The sequence below is a fragment of the Rheinheimera fenheensis genome (genome assembly GCF_039871805.1).
Lineage (GTDB): Bacteria > Pseudomonadota > Gammaproteobacteria > Enterobacterales > Alteromonadaceae > Alishewanella > Alishewanella fenheensis.
Genome location: NZ_JBDPJM010000017.1, coordinates 1 through 18,313 on the forward strand (window position 1 = coordinate 1; position 18,313 = coordinate 18,313).

General features: G+C 47.7%; 31 protein-coding genes. All 31 read right to left on the reverse strand.

The window, feature by feature from the left end:
• Nucleotides 1–279: 279 nt before the first annotated feature.
• Nucleotides 280–1,449, reverse strand: coding sequence for a serine hydrolase (locus tag ABGI61_RS16385; RefSeq protein WP_347603341.1), 1,170 nt, complete (start codon nucleotides 1,447–1,449; stop codon nucleotides 280–282).
• A gap of 205 nt (nucleotides 1,450–1,654) precedes the next feature.
• A complete protein-coding gene (gene rplQ, locus ABGI61_RS16390) occupies nucleotides 1,655–2,053 on the reverse strand; it encodes a 50S ribosomal protein L17 (RefSeq protein WP_040552626.1) in 399 nt (132 codons plus the stop codon).
• Between the two features lie 39 nt (nucleotides 2,054–2,092).
• Nucleotides 2,093–3,082, reverse strand: coding sequence for a DNA-directed RNA polymerase subunit alpha (locus ABGI61_RS16395; RefSeq protein ID WP_008224458.1), 990 nt, complete (start codon nucleotides 3,080–3,082; stop codon nucleotides 2,093–2,095).
• 24 nt (nucleotides 3,083–3,106) lie between these two features.
• Complete coding sequence (gene rpsD / locus ABGI61_RS16400; RefSeq protein ID WP_040552627.1) at nucleotides 3,107–3,727, reverse strand: 30S ribosomal protein S4; 621 nt, start codon at nucleotides 3,725–3,727, stop codon at nucleotides 3,107–3,109.
• Nucleotides 3,728–3,760: 33 nt separating this feature from the next.
• Complete coding sequence (gene rpsK, locus ABGI61_RS16405) at nucleotides 3,761–4,150, reverse strand: 30S ribosomal protein S11 (RefSeq protein WP_040552629.1); 390 nt, start codon at nucleotides 4,148–4,150, stop codon at nucleotides 3,761–3,763.
• An 11-nt stretch (nucleotides 4,151–4,161) separates the two neighbouring features.
• On the reverse strand, nucleotides 4,162–4,518 hold the full coding sequence (rpsM, locus tag ABGI61_RS16410; RefSeq protein ID WP_008224462.1) for a 30S ribosomal protein S13: 357 nt from the start codon (nucleotides 4,516–4,518) through the stop codon (nucleotides 4,162–4,164).
• A gap of 135 nt (nucleotides 4,519–4,653) precedes the next feature.
• Nucleotides 4,654–4,767: a 50S ribosomal protein L36 gene (rpmJ, locus tag ABGI61_RS16415; RefSeq protein ID WP_008950799.1), complete on the reverse strand. Its 114-nt coding sequence runs from the start codon at nucleotides 4,765–4,767 to the stop codon at nucleotides 4,654–4,656.
• Nucleotides 4,768–4,788: 21 nt separating this feature from the next.
• The gene (secY, locus tag ABGI61_RS16420) at nucleotides 4,789–6,117 is read right to left on the reverse strand and encodes a preprotein translocase subunit SecY (RefSeq protein ID WP_008224463.1); all 1,329 of its coding nucleotides are present in this window, start codon (nucleotides 6,115–6,117) and stop codon (nucleotides 4,789–4,791) included.
• A 15-nt stretch (nucleotides 6,118–6,132) separates the two neighbouring features.
• Nucleotides 6,133–6,567: a 50S ribosomal protein L15 gene (gene rplO / locus ABGI61_RS16425; protein WP_008224465.1), complete on the reverse strand. Its 435-nt coding sequence runs from the start codon at nucleotides 6,565–6,567 to the stop codon at nucleotides 6,133–6,135.
• Between the two features lie 3 nt (nucleotides 6,568–6,570).
• Nucleotides 6,571–6,753 carry a 50S ribosomal protein L30 gene (rpmD, locus tag ABGI61_RS16430; protein ID WP_027672159.1) on the reverse strand — a complete coding sequence of 61 codons (183 nt, stop codon included), beginning with the start codon at nucleotides 6,751–6,753 and terminating at the stop codon, nucleotides 6,571–6,573.
• A gap of 6 nt (nucleotides 6,754–6,759) precedes the next feature.
• On the reverse strand, nucleotides 6,760–7,263 hold the full coding sequence (gene rpsE / locus ABGI61_RS16435) for a 30S ribosomal protein S5 (RefSeq protein WP_008224467.1): 504 nt from the start codon (nucleotides 7,261–7,263) through the stop codon (nucleotides 6,760–6,762).
• Nucleotides 7,264–7,272: 9 nt separating this feature from the next.
• Nucleotides 7,273–7,623, reverse strand: a complete 351-nt coding sequence (rplR, locus tag ABGI61_RS16440; RefSeq protein ID WP_335737905.1) for a 50S ribosomal protein L18 — start codon at nucleotides 7,621–7,623, stop codon at nucleotides 7,273–7,275.
• A 9-nt stretch (nucleotides 7,624–7,632) separates the two neighbouring features.
• On the reverse strand, nucleotides 7,633–8,166 hold the full coding sequence (gene rplF, locus ABGI61_RS16445) for a 50S ribosomal protein L6 (RefSeq protein ID WP_347603354.1): 534 nt from the start codon (nucleotides 8,164–8,166) through the stop codon (nucleotides 7,633–7,635).
• Nucleotides 8,167–8,181: 15 nt separating this feature from the next.
• Nucleotides 8,182–8,574, reverse strand: coding sequence for a 30S ribosomal protein S8 (rpsH, locus tag ABGI61_RS16450; RefSeq protein WP_347603357.1), 393 nt, complete (start codon nucleotides 8,572–8,574; stop codon nucleotides 8,182–8,184).
• Nucleotides 8,575–8,595: 21 nt separating this feature from the next.
• Entirely contained in the window at nucleotides 8,596–8,901 is a 306-nt protein-coding gene (gene rpsN / locus ABGI61_RS16455) for a 30S ribosomal protein S14 (protein WP_008224473.1), read from the reverse strand.
• An 11-nt stretch (nucleotides 8,902–8,912) separates the two neighbouring features.
• The gene (rplE, locus tag ABGI61_RS16460; protein ID WP_008224474.1) at nucleotides 8,913–9,452 is read right to left on the reverse strand and encodes a 50S ribosomal protein L5; all 540 of its coding nucleotides are present in this window, start codon (nucleotides 9,450–9,452) and stop codon (nucleotides 8,913–8,915) included.
• Between the two features lie 19 nt (nucleotides 9,453–9,471).
• Complete coding sequence (gene rplX / locus ABGI61_RS16465) at nucleotides 9,472–9,786, reverse strand: 50S ribosomal protein L24 (protein WP_008224475.1); 315 nt, start codon at nucleotides 9,784–9,786, stop codon at nucleotides 9,472–9,474.
• Nucleotides 9,787–9,795: 9 nt separating this feature from the next.
• Nucleotides 9,796–10,164: a 50S ribosomal protein L14 gene (gene rplN, locus ABGI61_RS16470; RefSeq protein WP_008224481.1), complete on the reverse strand. Its 369-nt coding sequence runs from the start codon at nucleotides 10,162–10,164 to the stop codon at nucleotides 9,796–9,798.
• 161 nt (nucleotides 10,165–10,325) lie between these two features.
• A complete protein-coding gene (rpsQ, locus tag ABGI61_RS16475) occupies nucleotides 10,326–10,580 on the reverse strand; it encodes a 30S ribosomal protein S17 (RefSeq protein WP_008224484.1) in 255 nt (84 codons plus the stop codon).
• Entirely contained in the window at nucleotides 10,580–10,771 is a 192-nt protein-coding gene (rpmC, locus tag ABGI61_RS16480; protein ID WP_008224486.1) for a 50S ribosomal protein L29, read from the reverse strand. The genes rpsQ and rpmC overlap by 1 nt, the downstream gene beginning before the upstream one ends.
• The gene (rplP, locus tag ABGI61_RS16485) at nucleotides 10,771–11,184 is read right to left on the reverse strand and encodes a 50S ribosomal protein L16 (RefSeq protein WP_040552632.1); all 414 of its coding nucleotides are present in this window, start codon (nucleotides 11,182–11,184) and stop codon (nucleotides 10,771–10,773) included. The genes rpmC and rplP overlap by 1 nt, the downstream gene beginning before the upstream one ends.
• A gap of 12 nt (nucleotides 11,185–11,196) precedes the next feature.
• Nucleotides 11,197–11,910 (reverse strand): 30S ribosomal protein S3, encoded by a 714-nt coding sequence (gene rpsC / locus ABGI61_RS16490; RefSeq protein WP_008224489.1) that lies wholly within the window; start codon nucleotides 11,908–11,910, stop codon nucleotides 11,197–11,199.
• A gap of 9 nt (nucleotides 11,911–11,919) precedes the next feature.
• Complete coding sequence (gene rplV / locus ABGI61_RS16495; RefSeq protein ID WP_008224490.1) at nucleotides 11,920–12,252, reverse strand: 50S ribosomal protein L22; 333 nt, start codon at nucleotides 12,250–12,252, stop codon at nucleotides 11,920–11,922.
• A gap of 10 nt (nucleotides 12,253–12,262) precedes the next feature.
• A complete protein-coding gene (rpsS, locus tag ABGI61_RS16500; protein ID WP_008950795.1) occupies nucleotides 12,263–12,541 on the reverse strand; it encodes a 30S ribosomal protein S19 in 279 nt (92 codons plus the stop codon).
• 16 nt (nucleotides 12,542–12,557) lie between these two features.
• Nucleotides 12,558–13,382, reverse strand: coding sequence for a 50S ribosomal protein L2 (rplB, locus tag ABGI61_RS16505; protein WP_347603367.1), 825 nt, complete (start codon nucleotides 13,380–13,382; stop codon nucleotides 12,558–12,560).
• A gap of 16 nt (nucleotides 13,383–13,398) precedes the next feature.
• Entirely contained in the window at nucleotides 13,399–13,701 is a 303-nt protein-coding gene (rplW, locus tag ABGI61_RS16510) for a 50S ribosomal protein L23 (RefSeq protein ID WP_008224493.1), read from the reverse strand.
• Complete coding sequence (gene rplD, locus ABGI61_RS16515; protein ID WP_008224494.1) at nucleotides 13,698–14,303, reverse strand: 50S ribosomal protein L4; 606 nt, start codon at nucleotides 14,301–14,303, stop codon at nucleotides 13,698–13,700. The genes rplW and rplD overlap by 4 nt, the downstream gene beginning before the upstream one ends.
• A gap of 18 nt (nucleotides 14,304–14,321) precedes the next feature.
• Entirely contained in the window at nucleotides 14,322–14,960 is a 639-nt protein-coding gene (gene rplC, locus ABGI61_RS16520) for a 50S ribosomal protein L3 (RefSeq protein ID WP_040552633.1), read from the reverse strand.
• A 29-nt stretch (nucleotides 14,961–14,989) separates the two neighbouring features.
• Nucleotides 14,990–15,301, reverse strand: a complete 312-nt coding sequence (gene rpsJ / locus ABGI61_RS16525) for a 30S ribosomal protein S10 (RefSeq protein WP_008899121.1) — start codon at nucleotides 15,299–15,301, stop codon at nucleotides 14,990–14,992.
• 225 nt (nucleotides 15,302–15,526) lie between these two features.
• Nucleotides 15,527–16,387 (reverse strand): phospholipase A, encoded by an 861-nt coding sequence (locus ABGI61_RS16530; RefSeq protein ID WP_347603372.1) that lies wholly within the window; start codon nucleotides 16,385–16,387, stop codon nucleotides 15,527–15,529.
• A 14-nt stretch (nucleotides 16,388–16,401) separates the two neighbouring features.
• Entirely contained in the window at nucleotides 16,402–18,141 is a 1,740-nt protein-coding gene (locus ABGI61_RS16535; protein WP_347603375.1) for an acyl-CoA dehydrogenase family protein, read from the reverse strand.
• Between the last annotated feature and the right edge of the window lie 172 nt (nucleotides 18,142–18,313).

The following is an 18,313-nucleotide window of genomic DNA, read 5'->3' on the forward strand; positions in this document are numbered from 1 at the left end:
CAACCGATTTAATTTCGTTGCCAAAATCTATCGTAAGTGCCCACTCAGATGATTGATTGCGAATTGTTAAAGAGCGTTGTATCAGAGCTTAGCTCAATGATACGAGGCTTTTGCCTCAGTCAGACGTTGCTTGCTTTCGCTTGCTGCCGTCTGTGTGGTGCGCATTATAGAGATCGTCGAAAAGTGATCAAGATCTTTTTTGCAGAAAAATGATCGACCGCACACTTTTTAAGCGAATTGGTTGAAAACAGCTTTGTATCGGCTATTTATTGGCCGATTTTACTGCTGTTGTGTTGTCAGCTGCTGGATCTCTGATAAATCCGCAGCAATAGTTTTAGGTCTGGTTAGCTCATATTGATAGAAGAACTGGCCCAATTGCCGTAGAAACGGTATAGCCGTTTCATCACGCTGATAATTATCATCATTGAGAATGTCGTTATCGTTGGCATAGATCACAGCACTTAAGAAAAACTCCACCTTATGCTTAAAATCGACAATATAAGCACCATCAATATAGTGGCCATAGGCCCAACCACTTTTATTAAATACTTTTATATGATCAGGTATAGTTTGCGGGGTTCCACCGAACAGTAAAAACTTAGCATAGTTATCAGGATAGTCTGATACATTATAAGCAGGACTGCTACTGTGGGATGGCGGCATACTCATATAGCGCAGCACCAGCTCGCGGTCTGCTTCGCTAATATCGAAACGCTGTGCGGTGGAAAATAGCTGTGGGAATACCAGCCGTTTTATTACTGCATCAAAATCAGTCAGGCTCATACGGTTTTTGTCGGTGAACATCATCGGCTTATTCACTAATTCACCGTCTTGCATGTAGGCTTTACCCAAGGTTGGCTGATCTAAATTAATATAGGATGTAATAGTGGTGCGCGCCGGCAGCTGAAGAATCAGCTTATCAGCAGACATAAAGCGAATGGGGTTAACCTGGCGGTTTTGCTCTGTGCTGAGTGGCTGACTTAGCCGGTGATTAATAATGGTATGGGTTAACCCCTTGGCGCTGAGGTTTTGGTTTATACGATCCTGACCGAGCAGCTCATATAATCGATTACTGCCTTCGTTATCACTGACCAATAAAACCTTCTTAATGTAGTGAGCAACACTGGGTAGACCGTTAGCAGCAGTCTCATCCCTTAACCTGGCACTTTGCCAAGCCGCTGCGGCATCAGTAAGCATGGCAGTTTGGCTGGTTAAACCGGCGATGTTTTGTTGGTTAAGCCATTCTAATGCTAACAGCGCCAGCGGTAACTTCACGGTACTGGCCGGGTAATAGTAGCGGCCTGGGTCCACATTAAAATGAAAACGAGTAAGCAGAGGCTGGCTTTCCTCGTTACGATCTATTTGGGTATAGATAATTTGCACACGATAGCGCTCTGGCTGGCTAATGACACTATTAAGTACCTTATAGTCAGATGAAGCTTTAGCCAATATGGGTGCAAGAGGTGCTGGATTGCTTGTTCCTTGTGCCAAGGCAGAAGATGCAAGCAGTGCTGATAACCAAAGGATAACAAGATAGATACGTTGCATAAGCTGTCTCAGGCTCTATTGATAGACAGCATAGTAAAACGCTAACAGAAGAAAAACAAACAGGCATAAAAAAGCCGGGTTTCCCCGGCTTTTTATTTAGATAAGCTTACTCAGCAGCTGTTTCTTCAACAGGCAGAGCACCCACTTCTGGGCGATCAACTAACTCGATGTAAGCCATAGGTGCGTTGTCACCGGCACGGAAGCCACACTTCAGAATACGAGTGTAACCACCTGGCCGCGCGTTGTAACGTGGGCCTAATACGTTGAACAACAAACCTACTACTTCTTTATCACGAGTACGGGCAAAAGCTAAACGGCGGTTTGCAACGCTGTCGTTCTTTGCCAGTGTGATCAATGGTTCGATCACACGACGTAACTCTTTAGCTTTTGGCAAAGTCGTTTTGATGATTTCGTGCTTCACCAACGAGCTTGCCATGTTGCGGAACATTGCCGTACGGTGGCTGCTGTTCCTGTTTAATTGACGACCACTCTTGCGATGGCGCATGATCTATTCCTTCTCACTAAACCAGAAACTGGTATCTGATTAGTCTTTGTTTACCAGACTCGCTGGCGGCCAGTTTTCCAGGCGCATGCCCAGTGACAAACCGCGTGATGCCAGCACGTCTTTGATTTCGGTAAGCGACTTTTTACCCAGGTTAGGTGTTTTAAGTAACTCAACCTCGGTACGCTGAACCAGATCACCAATGTACTGAATCTGCTCTGCCTTCAAGCAGTTAGCAGAACGAACTGTTAATTCCAAATCATCGACCGGACGTAACAGAATCGGATCAAATTCCGGCTTCTCTTCGCGTTTTTCCGGTTCGCTCTTATCGCGCAGCTCGACGAAGAACTCCAGCTGTTCGGCCAGAATTGTTGCTGCACGGCGAATGGCTTCCTCTGGCTCTACTGTGCCGTTGGTTTCCATATCGATGATCAGTTTGTCCAGGTCGGTACGCTGCTCTACACGCGCTGCTTCAACCGAGTAAGCAATACGCTCAACCGGGCTGAAAGAGGCATCCAGTAACAGACGACCAATAGGACGCTCGTCATCATCTGAGGACAAACGCGCTGATGCAGGCACATAACCACGACCGCGCTGTACCTTTAAACGCATACTGAATTCAGTTTCGCCAGTAAGGTTACAGATCACATGGTCAGGATTAACAATTACCACACCGTCGCCATGCTGGATGTCTCCAGCGGTTACAGGGCCAGCACCTTTTTTCGTCAAAGTCAGCGTGACTTCATCTTTGTCTTCCAGGCGAACGGCAAGGCCTTTCAGGTTCAGAAGGATATCGATAATATCTTCCTGTACACCTTCTTTGGCACTGTACTCATGGAGCACGCCGTCAATTTCTACTTCAGTCACTGCACAACCTGGCATTGATGAAAGCAGAATACGACGTAACGCGTTGCCCAAGGTATGCCCGAAACCGCGCTCAAGTGGTTCCAAAGTAACTTTGGCACGAGTTGGGTTGATTTTTTCGATACCAACTAATCTCGGCTTAAGGAATTCGGTGACAGAACCCTGCATTGTATCCTCTCTTAACAATTAGCTTTACTTAGAGTAAAGCTCGACGATTAACTGTTCGTTGATGTCCGCAGACAGGTCTGAACGCTCTGGCAGACGTTTGAAAACGCCTTCAAGCTTCGTGTTGTCTACTTCGATCCAAGTTGGTTTCTCACGTTGTGCAGCGACTTCAAGCGCAGCACCGATACGGGCTTGCTTTTTCGCTTTTTCACGAACAGAGATCACTTGTTCAGGTAATACAGCGTGTGATGGAACGTTAACCACACGACCATCTAACATGATGGCTTTGTGGCTTACCAGCTGACGCGCTTCTGCACGAGTGCTGGCCAGGCCCATACGATATACCACGTTGTCTAAGCGTGACTCTAACAACTGCAGCAGGTTTTCACCGGTATTACCTTTCAAACGAGCAGCTTCCTTGTAATAGTTACGGAACTGCTTTTCTAATACGCCGTACATACGACGTACTTTTTGTTTCTCGCGTAACTGCAGACCGTAGTCTGATAAGCGACCGCGGCGTGCGCCGTGCTGACCAGGTGCGGTAGTTAAGTTACACTTTGAATCGATTGCTCTAACGCCGCTCTTCAGGAACAGATCTGTACCTTCGCGACGACTCAGTTTGAGCTTAGGACCCAAATATCTTGCCATCTTCTTTCTCCAATAATCCGTGAAGCGCTGTTATTACACGCGACGTTTTTTAGGTGGACGGCATCCGTTGTGTGGGATGGGCGTCACGTCGGTGATATTTGTGATCTTGTAACCAGCGGCGTTCAGAGCACGAATCGCTGATTCGCGGCCTGGGCCTGGGCCATTCACAAACACTTCAAGGTTCTTCAGACCATATTCCAGTGCAGCGGTACCTGCACGCTCTGCCGCTACCTGAGCTGCGAACGGGGTAGATTTACGTGAACCACGGAAACCTGAACCGCCGGCAGTTGCCCAGCACAGTGCATTGCCCTGACGATCAGTGATCGTCACGATGGTGTTGTTGAAAGAAGCATGGATATGAGCCATGCCGTCTGAAACTTGCTTCTTTACCCGTTTACGAGTACGAACTGGTGCTTTAGCCATGTTGAATCACCTTATTTCTTAATCGCTTTACGTGGGCCCTTACGGGTACGCGCATTAGTTTTAGTGCGCTGACCACGAACCGGCAGACTGCGACGGTGGCGCAGACCACGGTAGCAACCCAGGTCCATTAAACGCTTAATATTTAATGTAACTTCACGGCGCAAGTCACCTTCAACGGTGTATTTTGCAACTTCATCACGAAGCGTATCTAACTGAGCGTCGGTTAACGCAGCAATTTTTGTACTTTCTTCGATACCCACTGCAGCTAAAATCGATTTAGCGCGGGTTTTACCGATACCATAAACATAGGTTAATGAGATAACCGCATGCTTATTATCGGGGATGTTAATGCCAGCGATACGGGCCACTAACGTTCTCCTATAATAGAGTTTAAAGATGCCAATTTGAAAAGCCCGTAAGGATACTCAAATGGCGCTTATATTGCAAACGATAAAGGGGCTAAACCAGTTAGCTCAGCCCGCAATATCATTTTGGTTCTGCTATTAGCCTTGGCGCTGTTTGTGCTTCGGCTCACTGCAAATTACGCGAACTACGTTATTACGCTTGATCACTTTGCAGTTACGGCAGATCTTCTTAACGGAAGCTCGTACTTTCATAACTTAACTCCGCAAACTATCTTAACGGCCAAAGCCTTTAAGATTTGCCTTTTTAAGCACAGAGTCATATTGATGCGACATCAAATGCGTCTGTACCTGTGCCATAAAGTCCATGATAACGACAACGATGATCAGCAGTGAAGTACCACCGAAGTAGAACTGTACATCCCACGCTACCATCATGAACTCAGGAACCAAACAGATAAAGGTAATGTATAGTGCACCTGCTAAGGTTAACCGCGTCATCACTTTATCAATGTATTTTGATGTCTGCTCGCCCGGTCTAATACCAGGGATAAAGGCACCAGATTTCTTCAGATTGTCTGCTGTATCACGCGGGTTAAACACCAACGCAGTATAGAAGAAGCAGAAGAAAATAATGGCCGCGGAGTATAACATCATATACAACGGTTGTCCCGGAGATAATGTTAACGCCAATTCCTGTAGGAAATTAGCTACTACGCCTTCACCTGAACCAAACCAACTGGCTATCGTTCCAGGGAACAGAATAATGCTAGAAGCAAAGATCGGCGGAATTACGCCAGCCATGTTCACCTTTAACGGTAAATGGCTGCTTTGCGCGGCAAAAACCTGACGGCCTTGCTGACGCTTGGCATAATTGACCACAATCCGACGCTGGCCGCGCTCAAAGAACACCACAAACCAGGTAATCGCCACTACGATCACGCCTATCGCTACTAACAGTAAAAAGTGCAAATCGCCTTGACGTGCCTGCTCGATCGTCTGGCCAATGGCAGACGGGAAGCCGGCAACAATACCGGTAAAGATCAACAACGAAATACCGTTACCAATGCCGCGCTCTGTAATTTGCTCACCTAACCACATTAAGAACATGGTGCCGGTAACCAAACTAATTACCGCGGTGAAGTAAAATGCAAAGCCTGGGTTAATCACTAACCCTTGCATCATGTTGGGCAGGCCAGTGGCAATACCAATGGCCTGTAACGTTGCTAATGCTAAAGTACCGTAGCGCGTCATCTGGTTAATTTTGCGCTTACCTGCTTCGCCTTCTTTCTTTAATTCAGCCATGGCAGGGTGAACCACCGTTAACAACTGAACAATAATAGAGGCAGAGATGTAGGGCATAATACCCAGCGCAAACACCGAAGCACGCTCAAGTGCGCCACCGCTGAACATGTTAAACATTTCAACGATGGTGCCCTTTTGTTGCTCGAATAACTGAGCCAGCACGGCGGCGTCAATTCCAGGAATTGGCACAAAGGAGCCTAACCGAAATACGATTATGGCCAAAAGTACAAATAACAGACGGGCTTTCAGCTCGCTGAAACCGCCTTTTGCACTTCTTGAGTCCGAACCTGGTTTAGCCATCGCGTACTATCCTTATTATTCTTCGACTTTACCGCCAGCGGCTTCAATTGCAGCACGTGCGCCTTTCGTTACGCCTAAACCTTTTACGGTTACCGGACGAGAAATCTCGCCAGACAGCACAACTTTAGCGAACTTAACTGTACGGGCAATGATGTTAGCTTCCATCAGGCTAGCCAGATCAACTACATCACCATTTACCGCTGCCAGTTCGTGCAGACGTACTTCAGCAGAAACCAGAGATTTCTGTGAAGTGAAACCAAACTTAGGCAGACGCTGTTTCAGAGGCATTTGACCGCCTTCGAAACCTGGACGAACACCGCCGCCAGAGCGTGATTTTAAACCTTTGTGGCCACGGCCACCGGTTTTACCTAAGCCAGAGCCGATACCACGGCCAAGGCGGCGCTTTTCTTTCTTAGCACCAGGTGCCGGAGCAAGAGTATTTAATAACATCTGTTACTCCTCCACTTTAACCATGTAATACACAGCGTTGATCATACCGCGAACTGAAGGTGTATCTTCAACTTCAACAGTGTGACCGATGCGGCGTAAACCTAACCCGGTTAACGAGGCCTTATGCTTCGGTAAACGACCGATGCTTGACTTCGTTTGGGTTACTTTAATTGTCTTCTTCGCCATGGCAGATTACCCCAGAATGTCGTCAACGCGTAAACCGCGTTTAGCAGCTACTTGAGCTGGCGACTTAACAGATGCCAGCGCATTGATAGTTGCGCGAACTACGTTGATTGGGTTAGTTGAGCCGTAACACTTAGACAGAATGTTCTGTACACCGGCAACTTCCAGTACGGCGCGCATTGCACCACCGGCGATCAAGCCAGTACCTTCTGCTGCTGGTTGCATGTAAACGTTCGAACCTGAGTGCACACCACGAGTTGGGTGATGCAACGTGTTACCGTTTAACTCAACCTGAGTCATGTTACGACGCGCTTTTTCCATTGCTTTTTGAATCGCAGCTGGAACTTCACGTGCTTTACCATAACCAAAACCAACGCGACCATTACCGTCACCCACCACTGTCAGGGCGGTGAAAGAGAAAATCCGGCCACCTTTAACCACTTTTGACACGCGGTTTACTGCAACAAGCTTCTCTTGTAAATCAGATTGTTGTTTAGCTTCTTCGTTAGCCATGAGCTACTCCTAGAACTGAAGACCGGCTTCACGCGCCGCGTCAGCTAAAGCTTGTACGCGACCATGATACTGGAAGCCACTGCGGTCAAAAGCACAAGCAGTAACGCCTTTGGCTACTGCGCGTTCGGCAATCGCTTTACCTACAGCCTTAGCAGCGTCTACGTTACCAGTGTACTTCAGTGATTCTTTGATTGACGCTTCTACAGTAGAAGCAGCAGCAATCACTTCAGCATTTGGTGCGATAAGCTGGGCGTAGATGTGACGTGGTGTACGGTGTACAACCAGGCGATTCGCACCTTGTTCGATAATGTTTCTGCGAGTGCGTTTGGCACGGCGCAGACGAGCAAGTTTCTTATCCATCGTCCTACCCTACTTTTTCTTCGCTTCTTTACGACGCACGTTTTCATTTGCATAACGCACACCTTTGCCTTTATAAGGCTCTGGCTTACGATATGCCCGGATGTTAGCGGCAACCTGACCAACTAATTGCTTGTCAGCACCTTTAACCACAACTTCTGTCTGGCTTGGTGTTTCGATAGTAATACCGTTAGGTACCTCGAACACTACAGGGTGAGAGAAGCCCAGGCTCAGGTTTAATACCTTGCCTTCTGCTTTAGCACGGTAACCAACACCAACCAGTTCCAGCTTTTGCGTGAAACCTTCGGTCACACCTGTTACCAGGTTATTGATTAAAGCACGGGCAGTACCCGCTTGTGCGTTAGCATTTTCAAAACCTTCGCGAGGTACAGTGCGTAATACGCTACCATCAACAACGATTTCGACTGCCGGGTTAACATCTAATGCTAACTCGCCGTTTTTGCCCTTAAATGTCACTACCTGACCTTTTTGCGTTACAGTAACGCCGGCTGGTAAAGTGACTGGGGCCTTAGCAACACGAGACATAGATTACTACCTCCGTTACGCTACGTAGCCGATGATTTCGCCACCGATACCAACCTTGCGCGCAGCACGGTCAGTCATTAGTCCTTTAGATGTTGACACAATAGCCACACCTAAACCGCCCATTACTTTTGGTAATTCGCCACGCTTCTTGTAGATGCGCAGGCCTGGACGACTAACACGATCGATAGTTTCAATTACAGATTTGCCCTGGAAGTACTTTAACGTTACTTCCAGCTCTGGCTTAACATCACCAGAAACCGCGAAATCAGCGATGTAACCTTCGTCTTTTAATACTTTCGCAATAGCTACCTTCAGTTTTGAAGATGGCATCTTAACCGCAACTTTATTGGCCGATTGACCGTTACGGATGCGAGTAAACATATCCGCTACTGGATCTTGCAAACTCATAGCTCGTTACTCCCGTGATTCTTACCAGCTAGCCTTACGAAGGCCAGGAATTTCACCGCGCATCGCCGCTTCACGGACCTTGATCCGGCTCATGCCGAACTTGCGCAGGTAACCATGTGGACGACCAGTTACACGACAACGATTACGTTGACGCGAAGGGCTTGAATCACGCGGCAACGCCTGTAACTTAAGCACTGCTGCCCAACGGTCTTCGTCAGAAGTTGCCGGGTTAGCGATAGTGTCTTTCAGTTCATGACGCTTTGCAGCGAATTTGGCTACCAGTTGTGCACGCTTTAATTCACGTGCTTTCATTGATTGTTTTGCCATGACCCTACACCTTATTTCTTGAATGGGAAGTTAAACGCGGCAAGTAAAGCACGTCCTTCGTCATCGGTACGCGCCGTAGTTGTAATAGTGATATCTAAACCACGTACTGCATCTACTTTATCGTATTCGATTTCTGGGAAAATGATTTGCTCACGTACACCCATGCTGTAGTTACCACGGCCATCGAATGATTTCGGGTTTACACCACGGAAATCACGGATACGCGGGATTGCAATAGAAACTAAACGTTCTAAGAATTCCCACATACGCTCGCCGCGCAGGGTCACTTTTGCGCCAATAGGGTAGCCTTCACGGATTTTAAAACCAGCAACTGACTTACGCGCCTTAGTAACCAGAGGCTTCTGGCCAGAGATAGCAGTTAAATCTGCTACCGCATTTTCAAGGATCTTTTTGTCAGCTACGGCTTCACCCACACCCATATTGAGCGTGATTTTAACAATCCGAGGGACTTGCATGACGCTGGTGTAGCCGAACTGCTTAAACAGTTCTGGGACTACGGTGTCTTTGTAAATTTCATGCAGTTTCGCCATCGTATTACTCCAATAGCAATTAAATTACTTCGTTATTCGACTTGAAGAAACGGACTTTTTTGCCGTCTTCAAGGCGGAAACCTACGCGATCAGCTTTACCCGTTTTAGGGTTAAAAATCGCTACGTTTGAAACATGAATTGAGGCTTCTTTCTCAACGATACCGCCTGGCTGGTTCAGAGCCGGTACAGGCTTCTGATGTTTTTTAACCAGGTTAACGCCAGAAACGTAAACACGACCTTCGGCTACTAATACTTTAGTAACTTTACCACGTTTACCTTTGTCCTTACCGGTAAGAACAACAACCTCGTCATCACGACGGATTTTACTAGCCATGGTGACTCCTTACAGTACTTCTGGTGCCAGAGACACGATCTTCATAAACTTATCGCCACGAAGTTCACGTGTAACAGGCCCGAAAATACGAGTGCCGATCGGTTCCAGCTTGTTGTTTAACAACACTGCTGCATTGCGATCAAAACGGATTAATGACCCGTCCTGACGGCGTACGCCTTTAGCTGTACGCACCACCACTGCATTTAGAACGTCACCTTTTTTCACTTTACCGCGAGGAATTGCTTCTTTCACAGTAACTTTGATGACGTCACCAATTGCAGCATAACGGCGATGCGAACCACCTAAGACCTTAATACACATTACGCTGCGCGCGCCGCTGTTGTCTGCGACTTCCAGCATAGATTGCATCTGGATCATCTTAGTGCTCCGCTATTCTACTAAATAACCCTCACGGGTTACGCTGCTTACAATAAATACCCCCTGACAAGAGGGCGCGTGATTATAACAGCACTCTTGGCAAAAGGGTAGCGCAAAATAAAAGCGGCTCCAGAAGGAGCCGCTTTTCAGATCTTAACGAATTAAGATGCTGATTCGACTACTGCAACCAGGGTCCAAGACTTCGTCTTAGACAGTGGGCGGCATTCACGAATAGTGACTACATCGCCTTCTTTACACTGATTGTTTTCGTCATGTACGTGCAGCTTGGTAGTACGCTTGATGAACTTACCGTAAATTGGGTGTTTCACCGAACGCTCGATTGCAACAGTAATAGACTTGTCCATTTTGTTGCTGATCACTTTACCTTGCAGTGTACGGGTATTAGTTTCGCTCATTACGCACCTGCCTTCTCGGTTAAGATGGTCTTAACGCGCGCGATATCACGACGCACCTGCTTAAATAAATGCGTTTGAGCTAACTGACCAGTAGCTAGTTGCATGCGCAGGTTGAACTGCTCACGTAACAAGCCCAGTAATTCAGCGTTTAACTCTTCAACACTTTTCGCTTTTAATTCGCTGGCTTTCATCACATTACCGTCCGCGTTACAAAGGTTGTCTTAAATGGTAACTTAGCTGCGGCTAATGCAAAGGCATGACGCGCTAATTCTTCAGACACACCGTCCATTTCGTACAGTACTTTGCCAGGTTTGATCTGACATACCCAGTACTCAACAGAACCTTTACCACTACCCATACGTACTTCCAGCGGCTTAGCAGTGATTGGCTTGTCTGGGAACACGCGGATCCAGATTTTACCAACACGCTTAACAGCGCGCGTCATAGCACGACGTGCAGATTCGATTTGACGTGAAGTCATTTGACCACGTTCTACAGATTTCAGTGCGTAAGTACCGAAAGATACTTTGTCGCCAACCTGGGCTAAGCCACGGTTACGACCTTTGTGCACTTTACGAAATTTTGTACGTTTTGGTTGCAACATCGCTCAATACCCCTACTTAGCCTTACGTGCCGGTTTTTTCGGCGCTTTCGGCTGGTTGTTATTGTTGGCGTTGTTGGTGTTGTTGTTCAATGGCAGAGCACCTAAGATCTCACCTTTGAAAATCCACACTTTCACACCAATGATACCGTAAGTAGTCAATGCTTCTGAGGTATTGTAGTCAATGTCAGCACGCAGGGTGTGCAGAGGCACACGGCCTTCACGGTACCACTCTGAACGAGCGATTTCCGCGCCGCCTAAACGGCCGCTAACTTCAACTTTGATACCTTTAGCACCGATACGCATAGCGTTTTGTACCGCACGCTTCATAGCGCGACGGAACATAACACGACGCTCTAACTGGCTGCTGATTGAATCAGCAACTAACTTAGCGTCCAGCTCAGGCTTACGGATTTCAGAGATGTTAATCTGCGCAGGTACGCCAGCGATGGCAGCTACTTGCTTGCGGATTTTTTCAACATCTTCACCTTTTTTACCGATGATTACGCCAGGACGCGCAGTGTGAATAGTCACACGAATGCTTTTCGCTGGGCGTTCAATATCGATCCGGCTTACTGACGCGGCTTTCAGTTCTTTTGTCAGGTACTGACGAACTTTAAAGTCACCGTTTAAGAAATCCGGGAAGTCTTTCGTATTCGCGAACCAGGTAGAGCTCCATGGCTTAGTGATACCTAGGCGAATACCATTAGGATGTACTTTCTGTCCCATTTCTCTCTCCTAGTTATCAGCTACAACCACAGTAATGTGGCTGGTACGCTTGACGATACGGTCAGCACGACCTTTAGCACGTGGCTTGATACGCTTCATAGACGGACCTTCATCAACGAAGATGGTCTTAACTTTCAGCGTGTCAATATCCGCACCTTCATTGTGCTCCGCGTTAGCAATGGCTGATAAAAGAACCTTTTTGACTAACTCTGCAGCTTTTTTCGGGCTGTAAGTTAATACATTCAACGCCTTATCTACTGGCAGACCACGCACCTGGTCAGCAACCAGACGAGTTTTCTGTGCAGAAGAACGGGCAAATTTGTGTTTAGCTAATGCTTGCATCATTTACCCCTTAGCGCTTCTTGGCCTTTTTGTCGGCTGCATGACCACGGTAGGTACGAGTAGGTGCAAATTCACCTAACTTGTGACCAATCATCTCTTCAGAGACGAACACAGGTACATGTTGACGACCATTATGGACAGCGATGGTCAAACCGATCATATCAGGTATGATCATTGAACGACGGCTCCAAGTCTTAATAGGCTTCTTGTCACCGCTTTCCAACGCTTTCTCTACCTTCTTCAGCAAGTGAAGGTCAATAAATGGACCTTTCTTGAGAGAACGTGGCATGGCAATTCCTCACAAATTATTTATCACGACGACGTACGATAAGTTTATCAGTACGCTTGTTTGAACGAGTTTTGTAACCCTTCGTTGGAACGCCCCATGGAGATACAGGGTGACGACCACCAGAAGTTTTACCTTCACCACCACCGTGTGGGTGATCAACCGGGTTCATTACTACACCACGTACGGTTGGGCGAACGCCACGCCAGCGCATTGCACCAGCTTTACCGTATTGACGTAACATATGTTCCGCGTTGCCGATCTCACCGATAGTCGCGCGACAATCTGCTAATACCTTACGTACTTCACCGCTGCGTAAACGCAGAGTCACGTACTCACCGTCACGAGCCAGGATCTGTACAAATGCGCCAGCAGAACGAGCTAACTGACCACCTTTACCAGGCTTCATTTCGATGTTGTGTACTACCTGACCTACAGGGATGTTACGCAGTGGCAGGCTGTTACCGGCTTTGATTGGTGATTCCATACCTGAAACCACTGTATCACCCGCTTTCAGGCCTTTAGGGGCCAGAATGTAACGACGCTCACCGTCTGCATATAACACCAGTGCGATGTTAGCGGTACGGTTTGGATCGTACTCTAAACGCTCAACTTTGGCTGGAATGCCATCTTTGTTGCGTTTGAAGTCAACTAAACGGTAATGCTGCTTGTGACCACCACCGATATGACGGGTAGTGATACGACCGTTGTTGTTACGACCACCAGTTTTTGCATTTTTCTCTAACAAAGGGGCATAAGGCTTGCCTTTGTACAGGTCTGGGTTAACCACTTTTAATACGTGGCGACGACCTGGTGACGTAGGTTTACACTTTACAAGTGCCATTTCCTAACTCCTCTTCTTACTCAGCGCCGCCAACGAAATCGATTTCGCTGCCTTCTTTAAGAGTTACGTAGGCCTTTTTCCAGTCGCTACGTTTGCCAATACGCATACCAGTGCGCTTGGTTTTACCCTTAACGTTAACAGTACGCACACCGACTACTTCTGTTTCGAACAGTTTTTCAACTGCTGCTTTCACATCAGCTTTAGTCGCAGTAGTGGCTACCTTGAAAACGACTGTATTGTGTTTCTCAGCAGACACAGTGCTCTTTTCAGATACGTGTGGTGCCAGAATTACTTTCAGTAAACGTTCTTCGCGGATCATGCTAACAGCTCCTCAAGTTGCTTAACTGCAGCAGCAGTCATTAACACTTTGTCGAATGCGATTAAGCTGACCGGGTCGATACCGTGTACGTCACGCACGTCTACCTTGTACAGGTTACGCGCAGATAAGAACAGGTTCTCATCCACTTCGTTAGTCACGATTAACACGTCTTTTAAGTCCATCGCTTTTAACTTTGCAGTTAAATCTTTGGTCTTAGGCGTATCGACAGCGAAGTTTTCCACTACGATTAAACGCTCTTGACGCACTAATTCAGACAGGATGCTTTGGATCGCACCACGATACATTTTACGGTTTACTTTCTGGCTGTGATCTTGTGGCTTAGCCGCAAATGTCACACCGCCTCCGCGCCAGATTGGGCTACGGATTGTACCAGCACGTGCACGGCCAGTACCTTTTTGACGCCATGGCTTCTTGCCGCCACCGCGTACTTCAGAACGTGTCAGCTGAGCACGGGTACCCTGACGGGCGCCGGCAGCATAAGCTACAACGACCTGGTGAACCAAAGCTTCATTAAACTCACGTCCAAAGGTAGCTTCGGAAACTTCAAGAACGCCTTGAGCGTCTCGTAATGCTAATTCCATCACTTATCTCCTCAGACGTTAGCTTTTAACAGCTGGTTTAACGATCACGTCGCCACCGATAGCGCCAGGTACTGCACCTTTAACTAACAGCAGGTTACGCTCTGCGTCTACACGAACCACTTCCAGTGACTGCACGGTTACGCGCTCAGCACCTAAGTGACCAGCCATTTTCTTACCCTTGAATACTTTACCTGGTGATTGGTTTTGACCAATTGAACCAGGGGCACGGTGTGATAACGAGTTACCGTGAGTCGTATCCTGAGCACGGAAATTCCAGCGCTTAATAGCACCAGCAAAACCTTTACCTTTTGATGTACCAGCGACATCAACTTTCTTCGTTTCTGCGAAGATTTCTACCGTAATCTCGCTGCCAACAGTGAAGTCAGCGCCTTCGTTGTCTGCCAGGCGGAATTCCCACAGACCACGACCCGCTTCAACGCCCACTTTGGCAAAATGACCGGCTTCTGGCTTGTTCAGGCGGCTTGCCTTAACTGTGCCAGCAGTCACTTGCAGTGCGCTGTAACCGTTAGTTTCTGCAGTTTTAACTGCAGTTACACGGTTTGGTGTCGCTTCGATTACGGTTACTGGAATTGATACGCCATCTTCAGTGAAGATGCGGGTCATTCCCACTTTACGACCGATTAGACCGATAGCCATTTCCTAAACCTCTCTATAAACCTGTCTGATTAGCCCAGGCTGATTTGAACGTCAACACCAGCAGGCAGATCTAAACGCATCAGCGCATCAACAGTTTTTTCTGTTGGCTCAACGATGTCGATTAAACGCTTGTGGGTACGGATTTCGTACTGATCACGCGCATCTTTGTTTACGTGAGGAGAAATCAATACAGTGAAACGTTCCTGGCGAGTAGGAAGTGGGATAGGACCACGAACCTGTGCGCCCGTACGCTTAGCTGTGTCAACGATTTCCATAGTTGACTGATCGATCAAACGGTGATCGAACGCTTTCAGACGGATGCGAATCCTTTGATTACTCATGTATCAAAGCCTCAAAGAGCAAAAAGAGCAAAAATAAACACAAGCTACCCAGCCCAATAAAGGGGGATGCCCATGCACCTAAGTTACGTTTGCTCCCCAATCGGGAGCACTGTAAGCGTTAACTCAACCGGTAAACCGCGGTTAACGAGCCAGTCAGAATGTTATCGACTGGCCGCGCATTATACTCAACTGCACCGCTAAAGCAAGTGTTGGTTATAATTTGCGCTATAAAATATCGTTCAGTTCAAAGCCAATACCAAAACGGGTAACTGAACGATTGTAATCGATCAAGCTCTCGCCATAGCCAGTAAATAACTCGGCATAAAGCCGGATATGCTTATTAAATGGTCTTGAATAAGATAAACGCACAGCGCCTTTATTATCACTGCGCAGATTGTTACGTACCATCATACGCCAGGTGGCGTCTTCCTGTTTATAGGCAGCGGAGAGCTCAAACCAGCCCATGTACTTGGTAATATCCGGGTTGTCATCGCCGTCAGCATCTTGCGGGTTATCTTTACGCTGCTCTTTAAAGCGGTAGTAGGGTTCAAAGTTAATAAACACATTGCCGATAGACGTCACCCAACTCAGCTTAAGGCGGTTCCAGCTGCGTGACAGCTCGCCAGCGCGGCCATTAGATTGATGTGACAAGCTCAGGCTAATAATACGGCTGGCGGCTTCTTCATAGTTTTTGTAATGCGGCAGCATGAGTACCAGCTCGGGTTCGTAGTTATTTTCGCGAAACGGAGACGACACATCGCTATTATACGCCTGCCAATAGGCTTGCTGAGTAAAGGCAAAAAACAAATAACCATTGTCGTTGTAGATTTTACTCCACAGCGGGGTTTTCAAACTGAGCTGGAACTTAGCTTCTATATTATCCGACGGGGCGCTGTCACCATCACGCACCAGCGTATCTGCAATACCATCGACATAGCTTACCGGCAACAGATAGTTACTACCGTGCGGCAGTAATGAAAATGGCCGGTAAGCATCCCACTGCTCGGCTTTAATACGTTTATCCAGCGCATCTGCTGCGCTTGCCGAAAAACAGCATAACGCGATTAAGCCAAGTAGTGTTCTCATAGTCTTCCTAATGGTTAAAATTGCTCCGCCGACAACATATCGATAGCGGCTGAATCATGGCTTAATAGTGCGAATAAGCCATCGGCTTTAGGTAATACCCGGCTAAAGTAATACACTGCACTGCTCTGTTTAGCTCGAGCAAAATCGCTGTCCTGCTCTAGTGTCGATAGTGCGGCGAGGTTTTTATACCACATATAACCGTAAATGATATATGACACTAAGGTTAAGAAGTCATAGGCATTAGCGCTTTGTGCCCGACTGTCCTGGTTAACTAATACGGTCGTCAGCTGTTTTAGCCGGCTTACATAGCCTGCAAGTGCAGCGGCTTGCGTTATAGGCTCACGCGCCATTTCAGTGGCGATATCGTCCAGCAGTGCTTGCAAGGTGTCGCCTTTATCAACCGCCACTTTACGCAGCATAAAGTCCAGTGCCTGAATGCCATTGGTGCCTTCATAGATTTGCGCAATTCGCACGTCGCGCACCAGTTGCTCCATGCCCCATTCTTTCACATAGCCATGGCCGCCGAACACCTGTTGCGCACTAACGCAAGCGTCAAAGCCCTGATCGGTCATAAAAGCCTTGGCAATGGGTGTTAGCAAGTTAGCGCGGGCCGCTGATACCGCGCAGCTGTCATACTTGGCTTTATCCAGCAGAGACGCCACCCAGGTCGCAAACGTACGACCGGCTTCATTACTGGTTTTAATGTTCAGCAACATACGACGCACATCGGCATGGCCAATAATCGGCTGCGCTTTATTAGCGTCTTTTTCACTGATACGGCCCTGCAAACGCTCTTTGGCATAGCTCAAGGCATTTTGATAAGCGCGCTCGGCAGCACCCAGGCCCTGACTGCCCATCGCCAGCCGCTCGTAGTTCATCATGGTAAACATACAGGCCAGGCCCCGGTGCGGCTCGCCAATAAGATAGCCGGTAGCACCATCAAAATTCAGCACACAGGTAGCAGAGCCATTGATGCCCATTTTGTGCTCAATCGAACCGACACTGACGGCGTTGCGCGCACCCGGCTCACCGGCTGCATCGGGCAAATATTTAGGCACTAAAAACAGCGAAATACCGCGGCTACCCGACGGCGCATCTGGCAGTTTAGCCAATACTAAATGAATAATATTTGACGTTAAATCATGCTCACCGGCGGTGATAAAGATTTTGCTGCCACTAATCGCGAAGCTGCCATCAGCATTAGGCTTAGCACTGGTGCGCATAATGCCCAGATCAGAGCCGGCGTGCGACTCGGTCAAACACATCGTGCCCGACCATTCGCCGCTGTACATTTTCGGTAAATATAAAGATTTAGTTTGCTCGTCAGCATGCTGCAGCAGCGCGACACAAGCGCCGGCCGTCAGCCCGGGGTACAGCGAAAGTGCTATATCTGCACTGCAGAGCATTTCGTCTACCATCATCGATAAGGCTTTAGGCATGCCCATGCCGCCATATTCCGGGTCGCCACTAAGCCCGGTCCAGCCGCCTTCTGCCAGACTCTGATAAGCAGTGTAGTAATGCTGCGGTAAGATAACGGCGCCGTCTTTTAACTGCGCACCCTGCTGATCGGCAACGCCGGCAAAGGGTGCTATCTGCTGTTCGCAGATCTTTGCCGCTTCTTGCAAGATCGCTTTGGCGGTGTCAGCTTCGATCAGCTCTTTTAGCGTGGCTTGTTGCTGCCAGTATTGATCTAACTGCCATACGTTGAATAAGTTAAAACAGATATCGTCAATCGGTGCCTGATACTGGCTCATGCTAAGTGCCTCTTATACTGGACGGATGAGTTAGAGCATGGCACAGCTTCGATTTTCAAACAAGTGTTTGAATAATTTTAGTCGGCAAATTTCAGGCAACAAAAAAGGCCCCGCAGGGCCTTTTTTAATCTCAGCTTATTAAGCCAGGATTTTTGATACTACGCCAGCACCT

Coding starts and splice junctions, on each gene's coding strand:
- rplQ (WP_040552626.1), bottom strand. CDS start 2,053: ATGCGCCATCGCAAGAGTGGTCGTCAATTAAACAGGAACAGCAGCCAC.
- ABGI61_RS16395 (WP_008224458.1), bottom strand. CDS start 3,082: ATGCAGGGTTCTGTCACCGAATTCCTTAAGCCGAGATTAGTTGGTATC.
- rpsD (WP_040552627.1), bottom strand. CDS start 3,727: ATGGCAAGATATTTGGGTCCTAAGCTCAAACTGAGTCGTCGCGAAGGT.
- rpsK (WP_040552629.1), bottom strand. CDS start 4,150: ATGGCTAAAGCACCAGTTCGTACTCGTAAACGGGTAAAGAAGCAAGTT.
- rpmJ (WP_008950799.1), bottom strand. CDS start 4,767: ATGAAAGTACGAGCTTCCGTTAAGAAGATCTGCCGTAACTGCAAAGTG.
- secY (WP_008224463.1), bottom strand. CDS start 6,117: ATGGCTAAACCAGGTTCGGACTCAAGAAGTGCAAAAGGCGGTTTCAGC.
- rplO (WP_008224465.1), bottom strand. CDS start 6,567: ATGTTATTAAATACTCTTGCTCCGGCACCTGGTGCTAAGAAAGAAAAG.
- rpmD (WP_027672159.1), bottom strand. CDS start 6,753: ATGGCGAAGAAGACAATTAAAGTAACCCAAACGAAGTCAAGCATCGGT.
- rpsE (WP_008224467.1), bottom strand. CDS start 7,263: ATGGCTAACGAAGAAGCTAAACAACAATCTGATTTACAAGAGAAGCTT.
- rplR (WP_335737905.1), bottom strand. CDS start 7,623: ATGGATAAGAAACTTGCTCGTCTGCGCCGTGCCAAACGCACTCGCAGA.
- rplF (WP_347603354.1), bottom strand. CDS start 8,166: ATGTCTCGTGTTGCTAAGGCCCCAGTCACTTTACCAGCCGGCGTTACT.
- rpsH (WP_347603357.1), bottom strand. CDS start 8,574: ATGAGTTTGCAAGATCCAGTAGCGGATATGTTTACTCGCATCCGTAAC.
- rpsN (WP_008224473.1), bottom strand. CDS start 8,901: ATGGCAAAACAATCAATGAAAGCACGTGAATTAAAGCGTGCACAACTG.
- rplE (WP_008224474.1), bottom strand. CDS start 9,452: ATGGCGAAACTGCATGAAATTTACAAAGACACCGTAGTCCCAGAACTG.
- rplX (WP_008224475.1), bottom strand. CDS start 9,786: ATGGCTAGTAAAATCCGTCGTGATGACGAGGTTGTTGTTCTTACCGGT.
- rplN (WP_008224481.1), bottom strand. CDS start 10,164: ATGATCCAGATGCAATCTATGCTGGAAGTCGCAGACAACAGCGGCGCG.
- rpsQ (WP_008224484.1), bottom strand. CDS start 10,580: ATGAGCGAAACTAATACCCGTACACTGCAAGGTAAAGTGATCAGCAAC.
- rpmC (WP_008224486.1), bottom strand. CDS start 10,771: ATGAAAGCCAGCGAATTAAAAGCGAAAAGTGTTGAAGAGTTAAACGCT.
- rplP (WP_040552632.1), bottom strand. CDS start 11,184: ATGTTGCAACCAAAACGTACAAAATTTCGTAAAGTGCACAAAGGTCGT.
- rpsC (WP_008224489.1), bottom strand. CDS start 11,910: ATGGGACAGAAAGTACATCCTAATGGTATTCGCCTAGGTATCACTAAG.
- rplV (WP_008224490.1), bottom strand. CDS start 12,252: ATGCAAGCATTAGCTAAACACAAATTTGCCCGTTCTTCTGCACAGAAA.
- rpsS (WP_008950795.1), bottom strand. CDS start 12,541: ATGCCACGTTCTCTCAAGAAAGGTCCATTTATTGACCTTCACTTGCTG.
- rplB (WP_347603367.1), bottom strand. CDS start 13,382: ATGGCACTTGTAAAGTGTAAACCTACGTCACCAGGTCGTCGCCACGTA.
- rplW (WP_008224493.1), bottom strand. CDS start 13,701: ATGATCCGCGAAGAACGTTTACTGAAAGTAATTCTGGCACCACACGTA.
- rplD (WP_008224494.1), bottom strand. CDS start 14,303: ATGGAATTAGCATTACGAGACGCTCAAGGCGTTCTTGAAGTTTCCGAA.
- rplC (WP_040552633.1), bottom strand. CDS start 14,960: ATGGCTATCGGTCTAATCGGTCGTAAAGTGGGAATGACCCGCATCTTC.
- rpsJ (WP_008899121.1), bottom strand. CDS start 15,301: ATGAGTAATCAAAGGATTCGCATCCGTCTGAAAGCGTTCGATCACCGT.
- ABGI61_RS16530 (WP_347603372.1), bottom strand. CDS start 16,387: ATGAGAACACTACTTGGCTTAATCGCGTTATGCTGTTTTTCGGCAAGC.
- ABGI61_RS16535 (WP_347603375.1), bottom strand. CDS start 18,141: ATGAGCCAGTATCAGGCACCGATTGACGATATCTGTTTTAACTTATTC.